Origin of the sequence: Bowdeniella nasicola, from assembly GCF_900107735.1 — a bacterium.
GTDB lineage: Bacteria > Actinomycetota > Actinomycetes > Actinomycetales > Actinomycetaceae > Bowdeniella > Bowdeniella massiliensis.
In genome coordinates, this window is the sequence record NZ_FNQV01000003.1 from 25,239 (window position 1) to 39,163 (window position 13,925).

The 13,925-nt window shown below is 66.7% G+C and carries 13 protein-coding genes and 1 tRNA gene; 8 read left to right on the forward strand and 6 right to left on the reverse strand.

What is annotated here, in order from left to right; all coding sequences use genetic code 11:
- The first annotated feature begins 45 nt into the window (after positions 1-45).
- The 4 genes from BLU67_RS02445 (at position 46) to BLU67_RS02460 (ending at position 3,782) form a co-directional block, all read left to right on the forward strand.
- Positions 46-1,383 carry a choice-of-anchor M domain-containing protein gene (locus BLU67_RS02445; RefSeq protein WP_092561661.1) on the forward strand — a complete coding sequence of 446 codons (1,338 nt, stop codon included), beginning with the start codon at positions 46-48 and terminating at the stop codon, positions 1,381-1,383.
- Positions 1,353-1,883 (forward strand): choice-of-anchor M domain-containing protein, encoded by a 531-nt coding sequence (locus BLU67_RS12015; RefSeq protein ID WP_143027311.1) that lies wholly within the window; start codon positions 1,353-1,355, stop codon positions 1,881-1,883. The genes BLU67_RS02445 and BLU67_RS12015 overlap by 31 nt, the downstream gene beginning before the upstream one ends.
- Positions 1,796-2,056 carry a hypothetical protein gene (locus BLU67_RS02455; protein ID WP_176780668.1) on the forward strand — a complete coding sequence of 87 codons (261 nt, stop codon included), beginning with the start codon at positions 1,796-1,798 and terminating at the stop codon, positions 2,054-2,056. Before BLU67_RS12015 ends, BLU67_RS02455 begins: the two co-directional genes overlap by 88 nt.
- 82 nt (positions 2,057-2,138) lie before the next feature.
- Positions 2,139-3,782: a SulP family inorganic anion transporter gene (locus BLU67_RS02460; protein WP_092561667.1), complete on the forward strand. Its 1,644-nt coding sequence runs from the start codon at positions 2,139-2,141 to the stop codon at positions 3,780-3,782.
- Between the two features lie 847 nt (positions 3,783-4,629).
- Here the strand turns inward: BLU67_RS02460 and BLU67_RS02465 are convergent.
- From BLU67_RS02465 to BLU67_RS02475, 3 genes are all read right to left on the reverse strand, one after another.
- Positions 4,630-4,703: transfer RNA gene (locus BLU67_RS02465), tRNA-Pro, on the reverse strand.
- An 83-nt stretch (positions 4,704-4,786) separates the two neighbouring features.
- A complete protein-coding gene (locus BLU67_RS02470) occupies positions 4,787-5,785 on the reverse strand; it encodes a metallophosphoesterase (RefSeq protein ID WP_092561669.1) in 999 nt (332 codons plus the stop codon).
- Positions 5,786-5,791: 6 nt separating this feature from the next.
- The gene (locus BLU67_RS02475; protein WP_092561671.1) at positions 5,792-8,194 is read right to left on the reverse strand and encodes a penicillin-binding protein; all 2,403 of its coding nucleotides are present in this window, start codon (positions 8,192-8,194) and stop codon (positions 5,792-5,794) included.
- 144 nt (positions 8,195-8,338) lie between these two features.
- Here BLU67_RS02475 and BLU67_RS02480 point away from each other — a divergent pair, with 144 nt between their 5' ends.
- The 3 genes from BLU67_RS02480 to BLU67_RS02490 are packed head-to-tail and all read left to right on the forward strand — an operon-like array spanning position 8,339 to position 9,379.
- A complete protein-coding gene (locus BLU67_RS02480; RefSeq protein WP_092561673.1) occupies positions 8,339-8,701 on the forward strand; it encodes a WhiB family transcriptional regulator in 363 nt (120 codons plus the stop codon).
- Between the two features lie 46 nt (positions 8,702-8,747).
- Positions 8,748-8,912 carry a Sp36 family protein gene (locus tag BLU67_RS02485; RefSeq protein WP_092561675.1) on the forward strand — a complete coding sequence of 55 codons (165 nt, stop codon included), beginning with the start codon at positions 8,748-8,750 and terminating at the stop codon, positions 8,910-8,912.
- A complete protein-coding gene (locus BLU67_RS02490; protein WP_092561677.1) occupies positions 8,909-9,379 on the forward strand; it encodes a RidA family protein in 471 nt (156 codons plus the stop codon). Before BLU67_RS02485 ends, BLU67_RS02490 begins: the two co-directional genes overlap by 4 nt.
- A 68-nt stretch (positions 9,380-9,447) precedes the next feature.
- Here the strand turns inward: BLU67_RS02490 and BLU67_RS02495 are convergent, their stop codons facing one another.
- On the reverse strand, positions 9,448-10,116 hold the full coding sequence (locus tag BLU67_RS02495) for a Crp/Fnr family transcriptional regulator (RefSeq protein WP_092562111.1): 669 nt from the start codon (positions 10,114-10,116) through the stop codon (positions 9,448-9,450).
- A gap of 150 nt (positions 10,117-10,266) precedes the next feature.
- On the opposite strand from BLU67_RS02495, the gene nth reads away from it, so the two are divergent.
- Positions 10,267-10,890, forward strand: a complete 624-nt coding sequence (gene nth / locus BLU67_RS02500; RefSeq protein ID WP_092561679.1) for an endonuclease III — start codon at positions 10,267-10,269, stop codon at positions 10,888-10,890.
- Positions 10,891-10,961: 71 nt separating this feature from the next.
- On the opposite strand, the gene BLU67_RS02505 is transcribed toward nth, so the two are convergent.
- Together BLU67_RS02505 and acs are read right to left on the reverse strand one after the other, a co-directional pair.
- The gene (locus BLU67_RS02505; protein WP_176780669.1) at positions 10,962-11,840 is read right to left on the reverse strand and encodes an alpha/beta fold hydrolase; all 879 of its coding nucleotides are present in this window, start codon (positions 11,838-11,840) and stop codon (positions 10,962-10,964) included.
- A gap of 19 nt (positions 11,841-11,859) precedes the next feature.
- The gene (acs, locus tag BLU67_RS02510; protein ID WP_092561683.1) at positions 11,860-13,815 is read right to left on the reverse strand and encodes an acetate--CoA ligase; all 1,956 of its coding nucleotides are present in this window, start codon (positions 13,813-13,815) and stop codon (positions 11,860-11,862) included.
- Positions 13,816-13,925 lie beyond the last annotated feature (110 nt).

Here is a 13,925-nt window from a genome sequence, read left to right on the forward strand (position 1 = left end):
GCCGGGGCGGCGTTTGCGCACCCAGGCAGCCGGAAAGCGCTCTCCATGCCTTCGATCTCCGCGACCGCGCGCACGGGCCTCCTCGCCCTCAGCGCCCTCGCCCTCGCCGCCACCGGCATCCTCCCACCCGCAGCCGCCGGACCGGATGACGGCCGCCCCATCGCCACCGCGAGCCACCTCGACTCCCCGCAGGTCGCCTACGCCGACGGCCAGCTCACCCTGACGAGCAAGGGGAATATTGTCGGCCGATCGGGCTATATCCACCCGCTCGATTCCCACATCGTCTACTCCGGAACCGGCTACGCCTTCGCCTTCCTCAACGCCGCCGACCAGACGTGGTACATGGCGCCCCAGGTACCCGTCGGCAACCACGAACCCATTTGGATCGGATTCGGCGGCGACACCAGCATTCCCGCCGACAAATTCCGCGACGGCATGGTCTACCTCGACCTCATTGGCGTGCGCGGGCCGGGCCGCGTGGAGGCGCTTGGCTTCTACCGCGACGGCGACACCTGGCACACTTCGCAGATGCTGTCCTCGAAGGATCCGGCCTTTCGAAACCTCGCCGTCTACCCCGGCGATCACACCCACAACGCCACCCTGTTCTCCCGTCCGGGCCGCTATGAGCTGACCTGCCAGGCCTCCGCGCGCCTGGCCGACGGCACCATTGTGCGCTCCCGCCCGACGGTCCAAACGTGGCAGGTCGGTGGCGCAAAGCCCGCAGCCACCGCCACCCCGAGCCTCACCGGGGCCTTCGACGTCGCGCCCGCCGGGCAGCCAGCCACGCCGTACACGTTCAAGGCGGCGCCTACCCCCGGCGAGCTAACCGGCCGCGAGGATGGCCGCCTCACCACCTTCAGTTTCGATTCGTACGACCCGAAGGTACGTGGCATCCTGAACCTGAGCCTCAACGGCTTCCATTTCACCGACATCCCCGTGCGCGATGGCAAGGCGAGCGCCAGCTACTACGCGGGCGGCGCCGACTCGACCCAGCAGGCCACCTTCGTGCCGGAAGTGGGCTCTGCCGCGCCACGCTGGCGCAGCGAACCGCTCGCCTTTAGTGCCGCCGCACGCACCGTCTCGGCGAGCTCGCAGGCAGCCGAAGCGCCACCCGTCGCCGAGCAGCCCGCGCCGAGCCCGCGCTTGGACTTCCCGCCGCACGCGCCGACGGATCGCTCCTACACCATCACCGTGACCCTGCTCGGTGGCGATCGCTACCGCACGGACCTGACGTTAGCGGACACGGCAATCCGCGGCAAGATGACCGGCGGGATCTTCGAGCCCAGCGCCGACCGCAACGCCGAGTCCTACCGCGAGCCCCACCGCAGCGCCCGAGCTGCGTCGGTGGTCGCGTGGCGCTCAGCCGCGGCCACGTGGACCTGACCGCGACCCTGAAGGACGGCTCGCTCAGCGCGAGCCTGCGCGATGACACCGCACAGGTGGAGCCCGGTTCCGTGCAGCGCGATATTGCCGACGTCGCGCTCGTCGTGACGGACGCCGCCCGCTACACCCGCCCGCGTGAGCTCGCCGGCGCCGACTACAACTACCTCGGCCCGCTCGGCAGCGTCGTCTACCACCTGCCGGCGATCCAGCAGAAGGGCATCATCTGGCCGGGATGGAACACGCAGGGCGTGGACTATTCGAAGCTGGCCGGCGGCGTGCGCCTAAACCTTGCCAACGTGAAAGGGCCGGGCAATCTGCGCATCGCGACGCCCGGCGCGCCGGGTGAGCGCCGAGCCCCGTCTTCGATTCCGCCGCAGACCCGCACAGCATCGCCATCGATCACGCGACGCACGTGCACGCCTCCCGGGTCTTCACCAAGCCCGGTGTCTACAGTGCCGAGCTGTCCTTCCAGGCAACGGCCGTCGACGGTAGCGCCCTAGCTAGTCCGCCCCGCCAGCTGACATTCATCGTCGGCAATGGGACGACGTGCGAGGACGCCGCGCCCGCGCAGCTCCCGATCACCGGGGCGAGCGCGTCGCTCGGGCTCGGCGCGCTGCTGCTAGCGGCCGGTGCAGGTATCCTCGCGCTGCGCCGACGCACCTACGCCGGCTAGGGGCGGGGGACCAAAGTCGCAGAATTTCGCGGCAACTGGGCTATGGTGAGAATGCCGTCTTGGTACTCCCGTCTCACTCTTTATGGATATCCGCACGCATTTTTCTGCCCTCTTGCCCCAGCGCGAGGATTATTCCCTCGCCGCGCGGTTTTGGCGCACCGACATTCTCGCCGGTATCACCGTCGGGATCGTCGCGCTGCCGCTCGCGCTCGCCTTCTCGCTGTCCTCTGGTCTGAGCGCCTCCGCCGGCTTGGTCACCGCGATCGTTGCGGGGATCGTCGCCGCGATCTTCGGCGGCTCTCACCTGCAGATCTCGGGACCGACAGGTGCCATGGTCGTCGTCCTCGCGCCCGTCGTAGCGACGCATGGTGCCGGCGTCGTACCGCTGCTGTCGGTGATGGCCGGGATCGCGGTCCTCGCGGCCGGGGTGCTTGGGCTGGGCCGCTCGGTTTCGTTCATTCCGTGGCCTGTTGTTGAGGGTTTCACGCTCGGCATCGCGACGATCATCTTCTTTCAGCAGGTGCCGGGCGCCCTGGGGCAAAGTGCCCCACCGGGAGTCAACGCGGTCCTGGCCGCGTGGCACGCGGCGCTCGATGCGACGTGGTCCATCGCCGCGCTGACGCTGCTCTTGGCGGGAATCGTTGCGGCCACGACGATCGTGGCGCCGCGGATCCATCCGCTGTTGCCCGGCTCGCTCATTGGCGTCATCGTGGCCACGCTCGTGGCGGAACTCGGCGGCCTTGCGGTCCCGCGGATCGGAGAAATCCCGGCGTCGCTGCCTGCGCCCGAACTGCCAGCAATGTCGCTTTCGCTCATCCAGTCGTTGGCTGGTCCGGCGCTTGCGGTCGCACTGCTTGCCGCAATCGAATCGCTGCTGTCCGCCCGCGTCGCGGCCGGGATGATCGCTGGCGGCACCTACCAGCCGGATCGCGAGCTTTTCGGCCAAGGCCTGGCCTCTATTGCGTCGGGGCTGTTCGGTGGGATGCCCGCAACGGGCGCGATTGCCCGCACCGCCGTCAACATCCGATCCGGAGGCCGCTCGCGACTCGCATCGCTCGTGCACGCGCTCGTCTTGGTCGGTGTCGTCCTGCTCGCCTCAGGGTTGGTGTCTCGGATTCCGCTGTCCGCGCTTGCGGGCGTCCTTATGGTGACGGCGACCCGGATGACGAGTCGGCACACCGTGTTCTCGGTGCTGCGCTCTACCCGCTCCGACGCGGTGGTATTCCTCGTGACCGCGGGAATTACGATTGGCCTGGATCTCATTCAGGCGATCGCGGTCGGGATCGGGATCGCTGGGGTCTTCATCCTGCGCAAACTCTCGGAACGCTCGGGTATCACTCGTGAGGAGGTCCCAGGGGCGACGGAGCAGGATGCGACCATCGCGATTTTGCGGCTCGATGGCGCGATGTTCTTTGGCGTGACCGACCGCATCGAAACGGAAGCTGCGCGGTTGCGTGGCGTCAGCGTCGTCATTCTACGGCTATCTCGGGTCGGTATCTTGGACGCGACCGGTGCTCGGTCACTGACGGATATCGTGACGTCGCTACGGGAGCGTGGGATGCTGGTCCTGATTAAGGGGTTGAACCCGGCACATCGAGGCTTGACCGAACGGCTCGGAGTTGCGGGCGCCCTGGGGGATGCTGAGCATTCCTTTGATTCGCTGGAATCGGCGCTTGCTTACGCTCGGCGCTACATCGCGGAGCAAGCTGATGGCGCGCCCCGCTAACGCGTCAGCCGGCAGCGGTGCAGATGCGTACCCCGGTAGCGAGAGTGGAAAATTGCGTGCCGCGTGGACCAGATGAATCGCGGGCTGCACCACGCCTGGGACGGCTTATTCAACACCCATCCGTCCCCGATCGTGACGCACGCATGAACGGCGAGCCCATCGGGCTGCCGCCATACCAAGACCGTGCCAGCATGATCATCAGCTGATCGCCCCCGGATCGGTTGCGAGTGAGCCGCTAGCCACCGTTCAAATGGAGGCTGCTCCATCCATTCCTGGTCAGCTCCGCTGATGCCGGCAGCCGCCATGACCGTGCCGAAACAATTCGGCCCGGAGCGAGGCGCGAATGTCCCCGCAAGTTCTCGCGTGCGGGGCAGAACTGGTTGGGCCCGCCGCCACGTCGCGGGATCGACTTCGGCGTGCTGACTCGGTGTGACGCCGCGGGTGACGTAGCGAAGAACGGGGCCATCTCCTGCATCGCGCAGCGATTGCGGCCACCAGATCGTGCGAAAGCCGCGCGCTTTTGTGTGGGCCAGCGCTCGGCGCATTGATAGTGGAAGTGCGGTGAATTGAGCTTCGAAAAGTACCGTCCAGCCGGAACTGTAAGCCTCAAAGGTGTCGATGACCTCCATGGGAAGATCAAGTCCCTGGGGAACTGCTCTCGTACCTCCTGCGGTAGTTCGGCGACGAAGAACGGTTGAACTTCGGGAGCAAACCACGTGCGCCACTGCTGCAGTAGGTCTTGCCGCACCGCGATGTTGAGGACATCAATTGCGGCGGCCGTCGTCACATTCCTTCTCAGAAACAAAAGTGTGGTGGCACCGAATCAACGATGCCACCACACCTTTTGTCGGGGTGGCGGGATTTGAACCCACGACCTCTTCGTCCCGAACGAAGCGCGCTACCAAGCTGCGCCACACCCCGTGACCTGAACACTATATCGGGCTTTAGACGCGAAACAAAAACTGGCAAGCGTCCGCTTCGCCACACTTCTGGTCGGCTCGCCGTTAGCGAGCGGTGAGCGTCAGCAGGGAGGCCTCGGGGCGGCGGAAGAGTCGAATCGGAGCGTAGGGCGAGGTTCCTAGCCCGGCGCTGATGTGGACCCACATTCGGCTGGCAGGTAGCGCCTCGGGGGAGCGCCGCAGTGGCGGCCAGGGGACCGCTGGCGTGCTCGCAGGGTCCGGGTGGCCCAGGGGCCAGCCCTGCAGGCCGCTGGCACGCCAGGAAGGCAGATCGCAGTTGGTGACGAGCGCGCCATAGCCCGGGAGGTTGACCTGGCCCCCGTGGGTATGACCGGCGAGCACCAGATCGACGCCGAGGGCATCGAAGTCGTTCAGTGCACGCGAGTAGGGGGCGTGGGTGAGGCCGAGCCGAAGATCGGCATGGCTCGGCAGCTCGGTCACCGGGAGCTCGTCGTAGTGAATGTGTGGATCATCGACCCCGACCATGGCGATGCGGGAACCCTTGATCGTGAGGCTCGCGGTGGCGTTACGCAGATCGTGCCAGCCGGCGGCGCGCATGCTCGCGGCCAGCGTCTCGGCGGGAAGCAATTGGCGGTCCTCGTCGGAGGTTGCCGAGCGGCGCGCCTCGGGCAACAGGTAGCGCAGCGGGTTCTTCCACGTCGGGCCGTAGTAGTCATTCGAGCCAAAAACGAAGGCACCGGGCAGGTCGAAGAACGGCTCGAGCGTCTCCATCACGAGCGCGAAGGATTGGCGCGAGGCCATGTTGTCGCCGGTGTTGATGACGAGGTCTGGCTCGAGGGCGCGCAGGTTCTGGATCCAGCGCGACTTCAGCTTCATGCTCGGCAGGAGGTGGAAGTCCGAGAGGTGCAGGATGGACAGATCCTTGGACCCAGCGGGCAGGATCGGCAGCGTGTGCTCGCGGCGGATGAAGCCCGCGCGAGCCTCGACGATGGCGCCGAGACTCACGGCAGCTCCGAGGGCCGTGACCGCCCCGAGGCCGCGCAGCGCCCAGGTGGTCGCCGAGGTCCCGTGTGAAGAACTCATCGGCGGCTAGTTACCGGGGCCGGATGACGGATAGATCGTGATCGTTGCGCCGCGGGGAGCGCGGCTGGGTGACTGGCCCATGATGACGCCGGCCTGCCACTCGGAGGAGCGAGCCTCACCGACCGCGACGTTGAAGCCCGCGCGGCGCAGCACCGCGGTGGCATCGGCCTGGGAGTAGCCCACGACGCCGGGCACGGCAGCGTCCTCAGTGCGATCGCTGCTGCGCTCCTCGCGCCGGTTCTCGCGCTCGTTCGTCTGCGACCGGTCACCGCTGGGGCGCTCGTCGGGATTCTGCGGGCCCTGCACGAGGCTCTGATCCGGGGCGGGGAACTGCGCGGCGGGGACGCCGTCGAGGGCCACCTGCATGAAGTTCTTCCACGTCGGCGCCGGGATCTTGCCACCGAAGACCATGCCCGTCCACTCGCCGTTGATGCGCTGGTAGCTCATCGACTTATCGCCATCGGCGTAGCCCATCCACACCGAAGCGGCCAGCTGCGGCGTGAAACCGACGAACCAGGCGTGCTTGTTGTCGTTAGCGGTACCCGTCTTGCCGGCGGCCGGGCGGCCGGGCAGGATTGCGCGGTTAGCGGTGCCGGTGGGGGAGATGACCTGCTGCATCGCGTAGACGGCCGTGTTGATGACGTTCGGCTCCACCGTCTGTTCGCAGCTGATCTGCGGGACCTCGATGGCATCGCCATTGGGCTTGGTGACCTCGGTGAGGAAGACCGGGGTGCAGCGCTTGCCGCCGGCGGCCATCGTCGCGCCGACATTCGCCATGGACAGCGGGGTCAGCTCGTTTGCGCCGAGCGTCATCGCGGGCAAGGCGTTCAGCGGCTTGCCGTTACCGAGAGTCAGGGCGCCGAGGTCATTGGCCGTCTTGCGGATATTGCATAGGTTCAGCTTCGTCGTCATATCCATGTAGGGACGGTTGACCGAGTGCTTGGTCGCATCGAGCACCGACATCGAGTAGCCGCCCGGGCCGAGCTCCATGTTCCTAACCCTGTAGGGCGTATTGGCGAGGTTCTCACACGACTGGAAGTCGCGCTTGATCATGTACTCGCCGCGGTTGGTCAGCACGCGATCGGACAGGTGGCGCCCGGAGCGCAACCATTCGACGAGGGTGAAGACCTTGCCCGTCGAACCGGTGTGGAAGCCGGAGCCGCCCGCGAGGTCCCGGCCAACCGATAGGTTGATCTTGCGGGCGTGCGGGTTGGCCTCCGTCGGATCGCCGTAGGGCGAGTTCTGGGCCATGGCAAGGACCTTGCCGGTGCCGGGCTCGACCGCGTTGACGGCGATCGAAATGCCGGAGGGATCATCGACGGGAACCGAGCCGACGGCGGCGTCGTAGGCCGCCTTCTGCTTGGCCGGATCGAGCGTCGTCTTGATCGTCAGGCCGCCGCGGTACAGCAGCCGGCGGCGCTCATCGGCATCCTTGCCGAAGTGCTCATCAGTCAGGATCTGCTGGATGACGGACTCGCAGAAGTAGGCGGCGGTGCCGGCCGTTGCGCAGCCCTGGCGCATGTCCTGGACGTTCAGCAGCTCTTCCACGGGCTGGGCCGCGGCTTCCTTGCGCTCCTCGGCGGTGATGTGGCCATCGCGCTCCATCGCGGCAAGGACGAGGGCACGGCGGTTAGCGGCCGACTCCGGGTGCTTGATCGGATCGTGGCGCGCCGGGGACTGCGTGATGCCCGCGAGCAGGGCCGCCTCGGAGATCGTGAGATCGGCGGCGTGCTTGGAGAAGTAGTGCAGGGAGGCGGCTTCCACGCCGTAGACCGAGGGGCCAAACGGTGCGATGTTGAGGTAGCCGTTGAGGATTTCTTGCTTGGTCGCGTGCTTTTCCAGGGTGATCGCGAGCTTGGCTTCGCGCAGCTTACGGCTGTATTCCTGCTTCTTCGCGTCGTGCACGGCGCCATCATCGCCCGAGACGCGGGCCCGCTCGATCAGCGCGTTCTTCACGTACTGCTGGGTCAGCGTCGAGGCGCCCTCGACGTCGTCGTGCAGCGCGTTGTTCACGAGCGCGCGGGCGATACCCTCCGGGTCAACGCCCTTGTGGTCAAAAAAGCGCCGGTCCTCAATGGAGACGACGGCGTGCTGAATGTTCTCGCTGATCTTCTCAATCGGCACGACGATGCGGTTATCGGCGTAGAACGTCGCGATGCGAGAGCCGTCGGCCGCGAGCATGACCGAGCGCTGGGAGGGCGCATCGATCTGGATCTCGTCCGGAAGATCATCAAACAGGGAGGTGCCTGCGGACGTCGTCGATGACGCCGCGAGGACGACCGGCATCGTCAGACCAGCCATCGCGACCCCGCCCGCTCCCACGGCCAGGACAAAGGCCAACAGGAGCGCCAGGATCTGCGCCGGTCGCTTCGCCCGAGATTGCTGGGCGGTATGAGGTGTCAGCGGCATGTGTTCAACCTTAGTTCGGTTGTTGGCTACGGTCACCTGTGCGATTCGTCAAATGCGTCTCCCTTCTCGTGTTAATGGTGAATTTCACACGTCGGCAAATTCGGGGTACCTTTGAGACTGTCAGTCCGATTATCGGGAGGGACCATGTCAGTCGACGAAGACCAAACGTGGGCCGCCTACGCGGCATGCGCCAAGGATGAGCCGGATACGCTTTTTGTGCGCGGCGCTGCGCAACGCGAAGTGCGGGTCATGTGCTTTTCGTGTCCGGTCAGAATGGAGTGTCTGATCGATGCCTTAGAGTCCAACGTGACCTACGGGGTCTGGGGTGGGCTCACGGAACGAGAGCGACGAGCTCTCATGCGGCAATATCCGGACGTCACCGACTGGCGGCAATGGCTGCAAACCGACGACGATGACGTCGTCGCGGAGCTGAAATCCCCGGTAGCGCCGCGCATCATTACGCGGCTGCGCCGCCGGCAGGCCGCAAAACGCGCCACGGTGAGCTAACGCTTTTTCTTCGTCGTGGGCCCGGCCGAATGGTTAAGCTGGGCCCATGACTACATGGGAGTATGCAACGATCCCGTTGCTCATTCACAACACCAAGGCCATCCTCGATCAGTGGGGCGCTGACGGCTGGGAGCTCGTCCAGGTCGTGCCCGGCCCCGATGGTTCAACCAACCTCGTCGCCTACCTCAAGCGGCCCAAGGACGACGCGTGAGCGGGGTCAAGCCCTCCGAGCGGCTCGCTGAGCTCGGCCTGAGTCTTCCCAAAGTGGCGGCGCCCGTTGCCGCCTACGTCCCGGCAGTACGGCACAGGGACCTCATCTTCACCTCGGGCCAGTTGCCCGTGGTCTCGGGCGATCTAACCGTGGCCGGCGTCGTTGGCAGCGACGTCAGCGTCGAGGATGCGACCGAGGCGGCGAAGACGTGTGCGCTCAATGCGCTGGCAGCCGCCGCCGAGCTTGCCGGTGGGATCGACAATATTGCGCGGATCGTCAAGGTCGTTGGTTACGTTGCCTCGGAGCCCGGTTTCACCGGCCAGCCCGCGGTGATCAACGGTGCCTCCAACGTCATCGGCGAGATCTTCGGGGAGGCCGGCGCGCACGCCCGCGCCGCCGTCGGGGTGGCAGCCCTGCCGCTCGGCGCGCCCGTCGAGGTGGAGCTCACCGTCTCCGTGGCGCACTAGCAGCTCGCACAACGAAGTGGCCCCGGCTCCAGGAGGAATCCTGGCGGGGGCCGCTTGGCGTATGCGTCTTAGCGTGCGCGGCGGCGCAGCCGCTCGATGTCGAGCAGGTGGACGCCGCGGTTTTCTAGGGCGAGCCAGCCGCGGGAGCCGAACTCGGCAAGCGATTTGTTGACCGTCTCGCGGGAGGCGCCCACGAGCTGAGCGAGCTCTTCCTGGGTGAGATCGTGCGGCACGTGCACGGTGCCGTCGACGCCCGCGTGTCCGAAGCGATCAGCCAGATCCAGCAGGGCCTTGGCCACGCGGCCGGGGACGTCGGAGAAGACGAGATCGGCGAGCGCGTTATTGGTGCGGCGCAGGCGCTGGGCCAGGGCCTTGAGCATGTGCTTGGATAGCTCGGGGTGGGCATCGATAAAACGCATCATCGCGTCGTGATCGAGCTCCATCATGCGGGTGGCCGCGACGGCCGTCGCCGTCGTCGAACGTGGGCCCGGATCAAAGAGCGTGAGTTCGCCAATCATCTCGCCGGGGCCAAGGACGGCGATGAGATTGTCCCGTCCGTCCCCGGAGGTGTGGCCGAGCTTAACCTTGCCTTCGACGATGAGGTACAGGCGATCACCCGCTTCGCCCTCATTGAAGAGTCGTTCTCCGCGACGCAGTGACACTTCAGACATCATCGAGCGGAGCTCGTCTTGGTCCTCAGCATTCAACGCGGAGAAGAGCGGAACGGATCTGATCATGTTTTCGTCCACGTGGGTCCCTTTTCTCCGATGTGGTTGGACACGTCACATTGTCTCATGTGATGTGAGATCAAGCACTACGATCATATCGGTCAGTGCCCCTGGACCGTCAATCATACGCGCTAGAGACGCGAAGGTTAATCTGGCGCTATGCCCGCCAATGCCGTAATCGTCGACGATATCCTTGCTCAGGCCTATCCGGACGCCCGGTGCGAGCTGGACTTTTCCTCCCCCTTCGAGCTGCTGGTGGCAACCGTGCTGTCGGCTCAGACGACCGACGTGCGCGTCAACCAGGTGACGCCCGAGCTGTTTGCGCGCTTTGCCGGGCCGAAAGAGATGGCTGCGGCGAAGCGCTCCGAGCTGGAGGAGATCCTGCGGCCGCTGGGGTTCTTCCGCGCGAAGACGACGTCGCTGCTGGGGCTTTCGGTCGCGCTGGTGGAGGGTTTTGCTGGCGAGGTGCCCGCGAACCTCGCCGACCTGGTCTCGCTGCCGGGGGTGGGACGCAAGACGGCAAACGTCGTGCTTGGCAACGCCTTTGGTGTTCCGGGGATCACCGTCGATACGCATGTGGGCCGGCTCTCGCGGCGCCTGGGGTATACCGCCGAGACGGATCCGCTCAAGGTGGAGCGCGACCTCATGGCTCTGCTGCCCGAGGAACGCTGGACGGATGCGTGCCATCGGTTGATCTTCCATGGGCGGCGCTGTTGCACGGCCCGCCGACCGGCGTGCGAGGCGTGCCCCGTTGCTCAGTTGTGCCCCCGCGTTGGGGTGTGAGCGGGGGTTAGGGGCTCTTGTGGAGAGAACGGGGTGGGGGCCGCGTACCTAACTCTCCACAGCGCTACCGTTTACTCGCGCTCCGTGGCAGCGGCGACGATGGCGGCGATGATGGGCTTGGGGTTTTCCTCCGGCAAGAAATGCCCGCCCGGCACGCAGCGTGCGTCGTCAGCGAAGGAAGCGGGCGCAAACAGCTGCTCGGCCTCGCCGTAGAGCTCGGTGACCGGCACAATCCAGTAGGCGCGCTCGAGCTCGGCGAGGAATTGGCGGCCGGAGGGGCGGCGGCGCGCGCGGATGAGCCAGCGCAGTTGCTCGACGACGCAGCGCGCCGCGAACGGCGAGCGCAGGTCCGTGGCGTAGGAGGCGGCGAGTTCGCGCACGGGCGAGGTGGGTTCGGTGAGCTCGGTGATGGCGGTGGCGACGGCGGTGCCGCGGGTATGGCCGCGTTCGGGCAGTTGCGGGGCGAGCAGGTAGGCAAGGTGGGCGCGTAGCCGCGCGGAGCGGTGCAGCTGCCAGGTGGCGGGATGCGGGGAGGAGACGGTGATGACGCGGGTGACGGACTCGGGCACGCGGGCGGCGGCCCCGCGCGCGACCACGCCGCCGAGGCCGTGACCGACGAGGATCGCCTCGCGCGCACCCAGGGTGGAGATGACGCCTGCGACGTCGGCCGCGAGGGTGGGCAGGGCGAACTGGCTCGGGGGTTTGTCGGAGGCGCCGTGGCCGCGCAGGTCGAGGGCGACAATAGGCAGGCCGATCTCGGGTGCGGCGGCAAGGACGTGGCGCCAGGCGTACCAGTGCTGCGGGTAGGAATGCAGCAAGATGACGACGCGGTCGGGCGTCGTGTCGGGGTCCAGATTCGCCGTGACCGCATGCAACCGGGCCCCGTTCGCGTCGAGAAAACGATGCGAAAAGGGACCGGTGGCAAAGAGGTTTGAGGCGCTGGAACTCACGTCCACACGCTACCGCATGCTAGCGGCCAAGCCCCTTGGAGATGAGGTCCATGACCGAGGAATCGGCGAGCGTCGTGACATCGCCGATCGCACGGTTTTCCGCGACGTCGCGCAGCAGGCGTCGCATGATCTTGCCGGAACGAGTCTTGGGTAGTTCCGGCACGATAAGAATGTCGCGGGGCTTGGCGATGGGGCCGATCTCGCGCCGGACGTGCTCTCGCAGCGTGGCGACGAGGTCCGTGCCTTCGCCCTGTTCATCGGCGTGGGCGATGTACTCCTCGCGCAGGATGACGAAGGCGACGACTGCCTGGCCCGTCGTGTCATCCTTGGCACCCACGACGGCGGCTTCGGCGACCGCATCGTGCGCGACGAGCGCGGATTCGATCTCGGCGGTGGACAGGCGGTGGCCGGAGACGTTCATGACGTCATCGACGCGGCCCAGCAGCCAGATATCGCCGTCCTCGTCGTAGCGTGCCCCGTCGCCCGCGAAGTAGATGCCCTCAAAGCGGGCCCAGTACGTTTCCTTGAAACGCTCCGGATCGCCCCAGATGCCGCGCAGCATGGCAGGCCACGGCTCGGCGATGACGAGCAGGCCGGGGGTTTCGTCGGTGATCTCTTCGCCGAGGTTGTCGAGGATCTTGGCGGTGATGCCGGGCAGCGGGCGCTGGGCGGAGCCGGGCTTGGTGGCGGTGATGCCGGGCAGCGGGCTGATCATGATGCCGCCGGTTTCCGTCTGCCACCAGGTATCGACGATGGGGCAGCGTTCGCCACCGATGACACGGTGGTACCACAGCCACGCCTCGGGGTTGATGGGTTCGCCGACGGTGCCGAGGATGCGCAGCGAGGTGAGGTCGTGCGCAGCGGGGAATTCCTCGCCCCACTTCATGCACGTGCGAATCGCGGTGGGCGCGGTGTAGAAGATCGTCACGCCGTACTTCTCGATGATCTCCCACCAGCGGTCCTTGTTCGGGGTGGCGGGGGTGCCCTCGTAGATGACCTGGGTGGTGGCGTTCAGCAGCGGGCCGTAGGTGACGTAGGTGTGGCCGGTGATCCAGCCGACGTCGGCGGTACACCAGTAGACGTCGGTGTCGGGGTGGACATCGAAGACGTTCTTGTGGGTGAAGGCGGCCTGGGTGAGGTAGCCGCCCGTGGTGTGGACGACGCCCTTGGGCTTACCGGTGGTGCCCGAGGTGTACAGGATGAACAGCGGGTGCTCCGCCTCGACGATGACCGGCTCGTGTTCGCTGGAGGCGGCATCGACGACGTCGTGCCACCACACGTCGCGGCCATCGGTCCATTCGACGCCCTGGCCGGTGCGGCGGTAGGTCAGGACGTGCTCGACGGGGGTGTCGCCCGCGCTGATGGCTTCGTCGACGGCGAGCTTGAGGGGCAGGGCCTTGCCGCCGCGGAACTGGCCGTCGGAGGTGATGACGACGCGGGCGCCGGCATCCTGGATGCGCGAGTGCAGGGCGTCGGCGGAAAAACCGCCGAAGACGACGGAGTGCGGGGCGCCGAGGCGCGCGCAGGCGAGCATCGAGATAACGGCGATGGGGCCCATCGGCAGGTAGATCGCGACGCGGTCACCGGTGGCAACGCCGAGGCTCGCGAGGGCGTTGGCGGCCTTGCTGACCTCGTCCTTGAGTTCGGCGTAGGTGTAATCGGTGCGGGTGCCGTCCTCGGCTTCGAAGTGGAGGGCGATCCGATCGCCGAGGCCGGCTTCAACGTGGCGGTCGACGGCGTTGTAGCAGGCGTTCAGGCGCCCGTCGCCGAACCAGGCCGCCGTCGGCGCGTTGGACCAATCGAGCACGGAGGTGAAATCGGTGTCCCAGGTCAGGTACTCGCGCGAGATATCCGCCCAAAAGCCTTGCCGGTCGGCGGCCGCGCGCTCGAAAAGTTCTTCCCTGGCGACGGCATTGGCGACGGTGGTCTCCGAGGGCGGGAACGTTTCGGGGGCCGTGGGGGCGTCGTGCGGCATTTTCTCTCCGTATGTGAGCGGGGACACGTGGTTCAGCTCACTATTGTGCGTCGTAGTGGCGGTGGTGTCTAGCGCTGTCTCGCAACCGCGGGCCGGGGGAGGCATCCGCG

Bases quoted from the DNA above. Each gene is read 5' to 3' on its own strand.
- BLU67_RS02495 (WP_092562111.1), bottom strand. From the start codon at position 10,116: ATGATCAGATCCGTTCCGCTCTTCTCCGCGTTGAATGCTGAGGACCAA.
- BLU67_RS02485 (WP_092561675.1), top strand. From the start codon at position 8,748: ATGACTACATGGGAGTATGCAACGATCCCGTTGCTCATTCACAACACC.
- BLU67_RS02470 (WP_092561669.1), bottom strand. From the start codon at position 5,785: ATGAGTTCTTCACACGGGACCTCGGCGACCACCTGGGCGCTGCGCGGC.
- BLU67_RS02445 (WP_092561661.1), top strand. From the start codon at position 46: ATGCCTTCGATCTCCGCGACCGCGCGCACGGGCCTCCTCGCCCTCAGC.
- acs (WP_092561683.1), bottom strand. From the start codon at position 13,815: ATGCCGCACGACGCCCCCACGGCCCCCGAAACGTTCCCGCCCTCGGAG.
- BLU67_RS02480 (WP_092561673.1), top strand. From the start codon at position 8,339: ATGTCAGTCGACGAAGACCAAACGTGGGCCGCCTACGCGGCATGCGCC.
- BLU67_RS02475 (WP_092561671.1), bottom strand. From the start codon at position 8,194: ATGCCGCTGACACCTCATACCGCCCAGCAATCTCGGGCGAAGCGACCG.
- BLU67_RS02460 (WP_092561667.1), top strand. From the start codon at position 2,139: ATGGATATCCGCACGCATTTTTCTGCCCTCTTGCCCCAGCGCGAGGAT.
- nth (WP_092561679.1), top strand. From the start codon at position 10,267: ATGCCCGCCAATGCCGTAATCGTCGACGATATCCTTGCTCAGGCCTAT.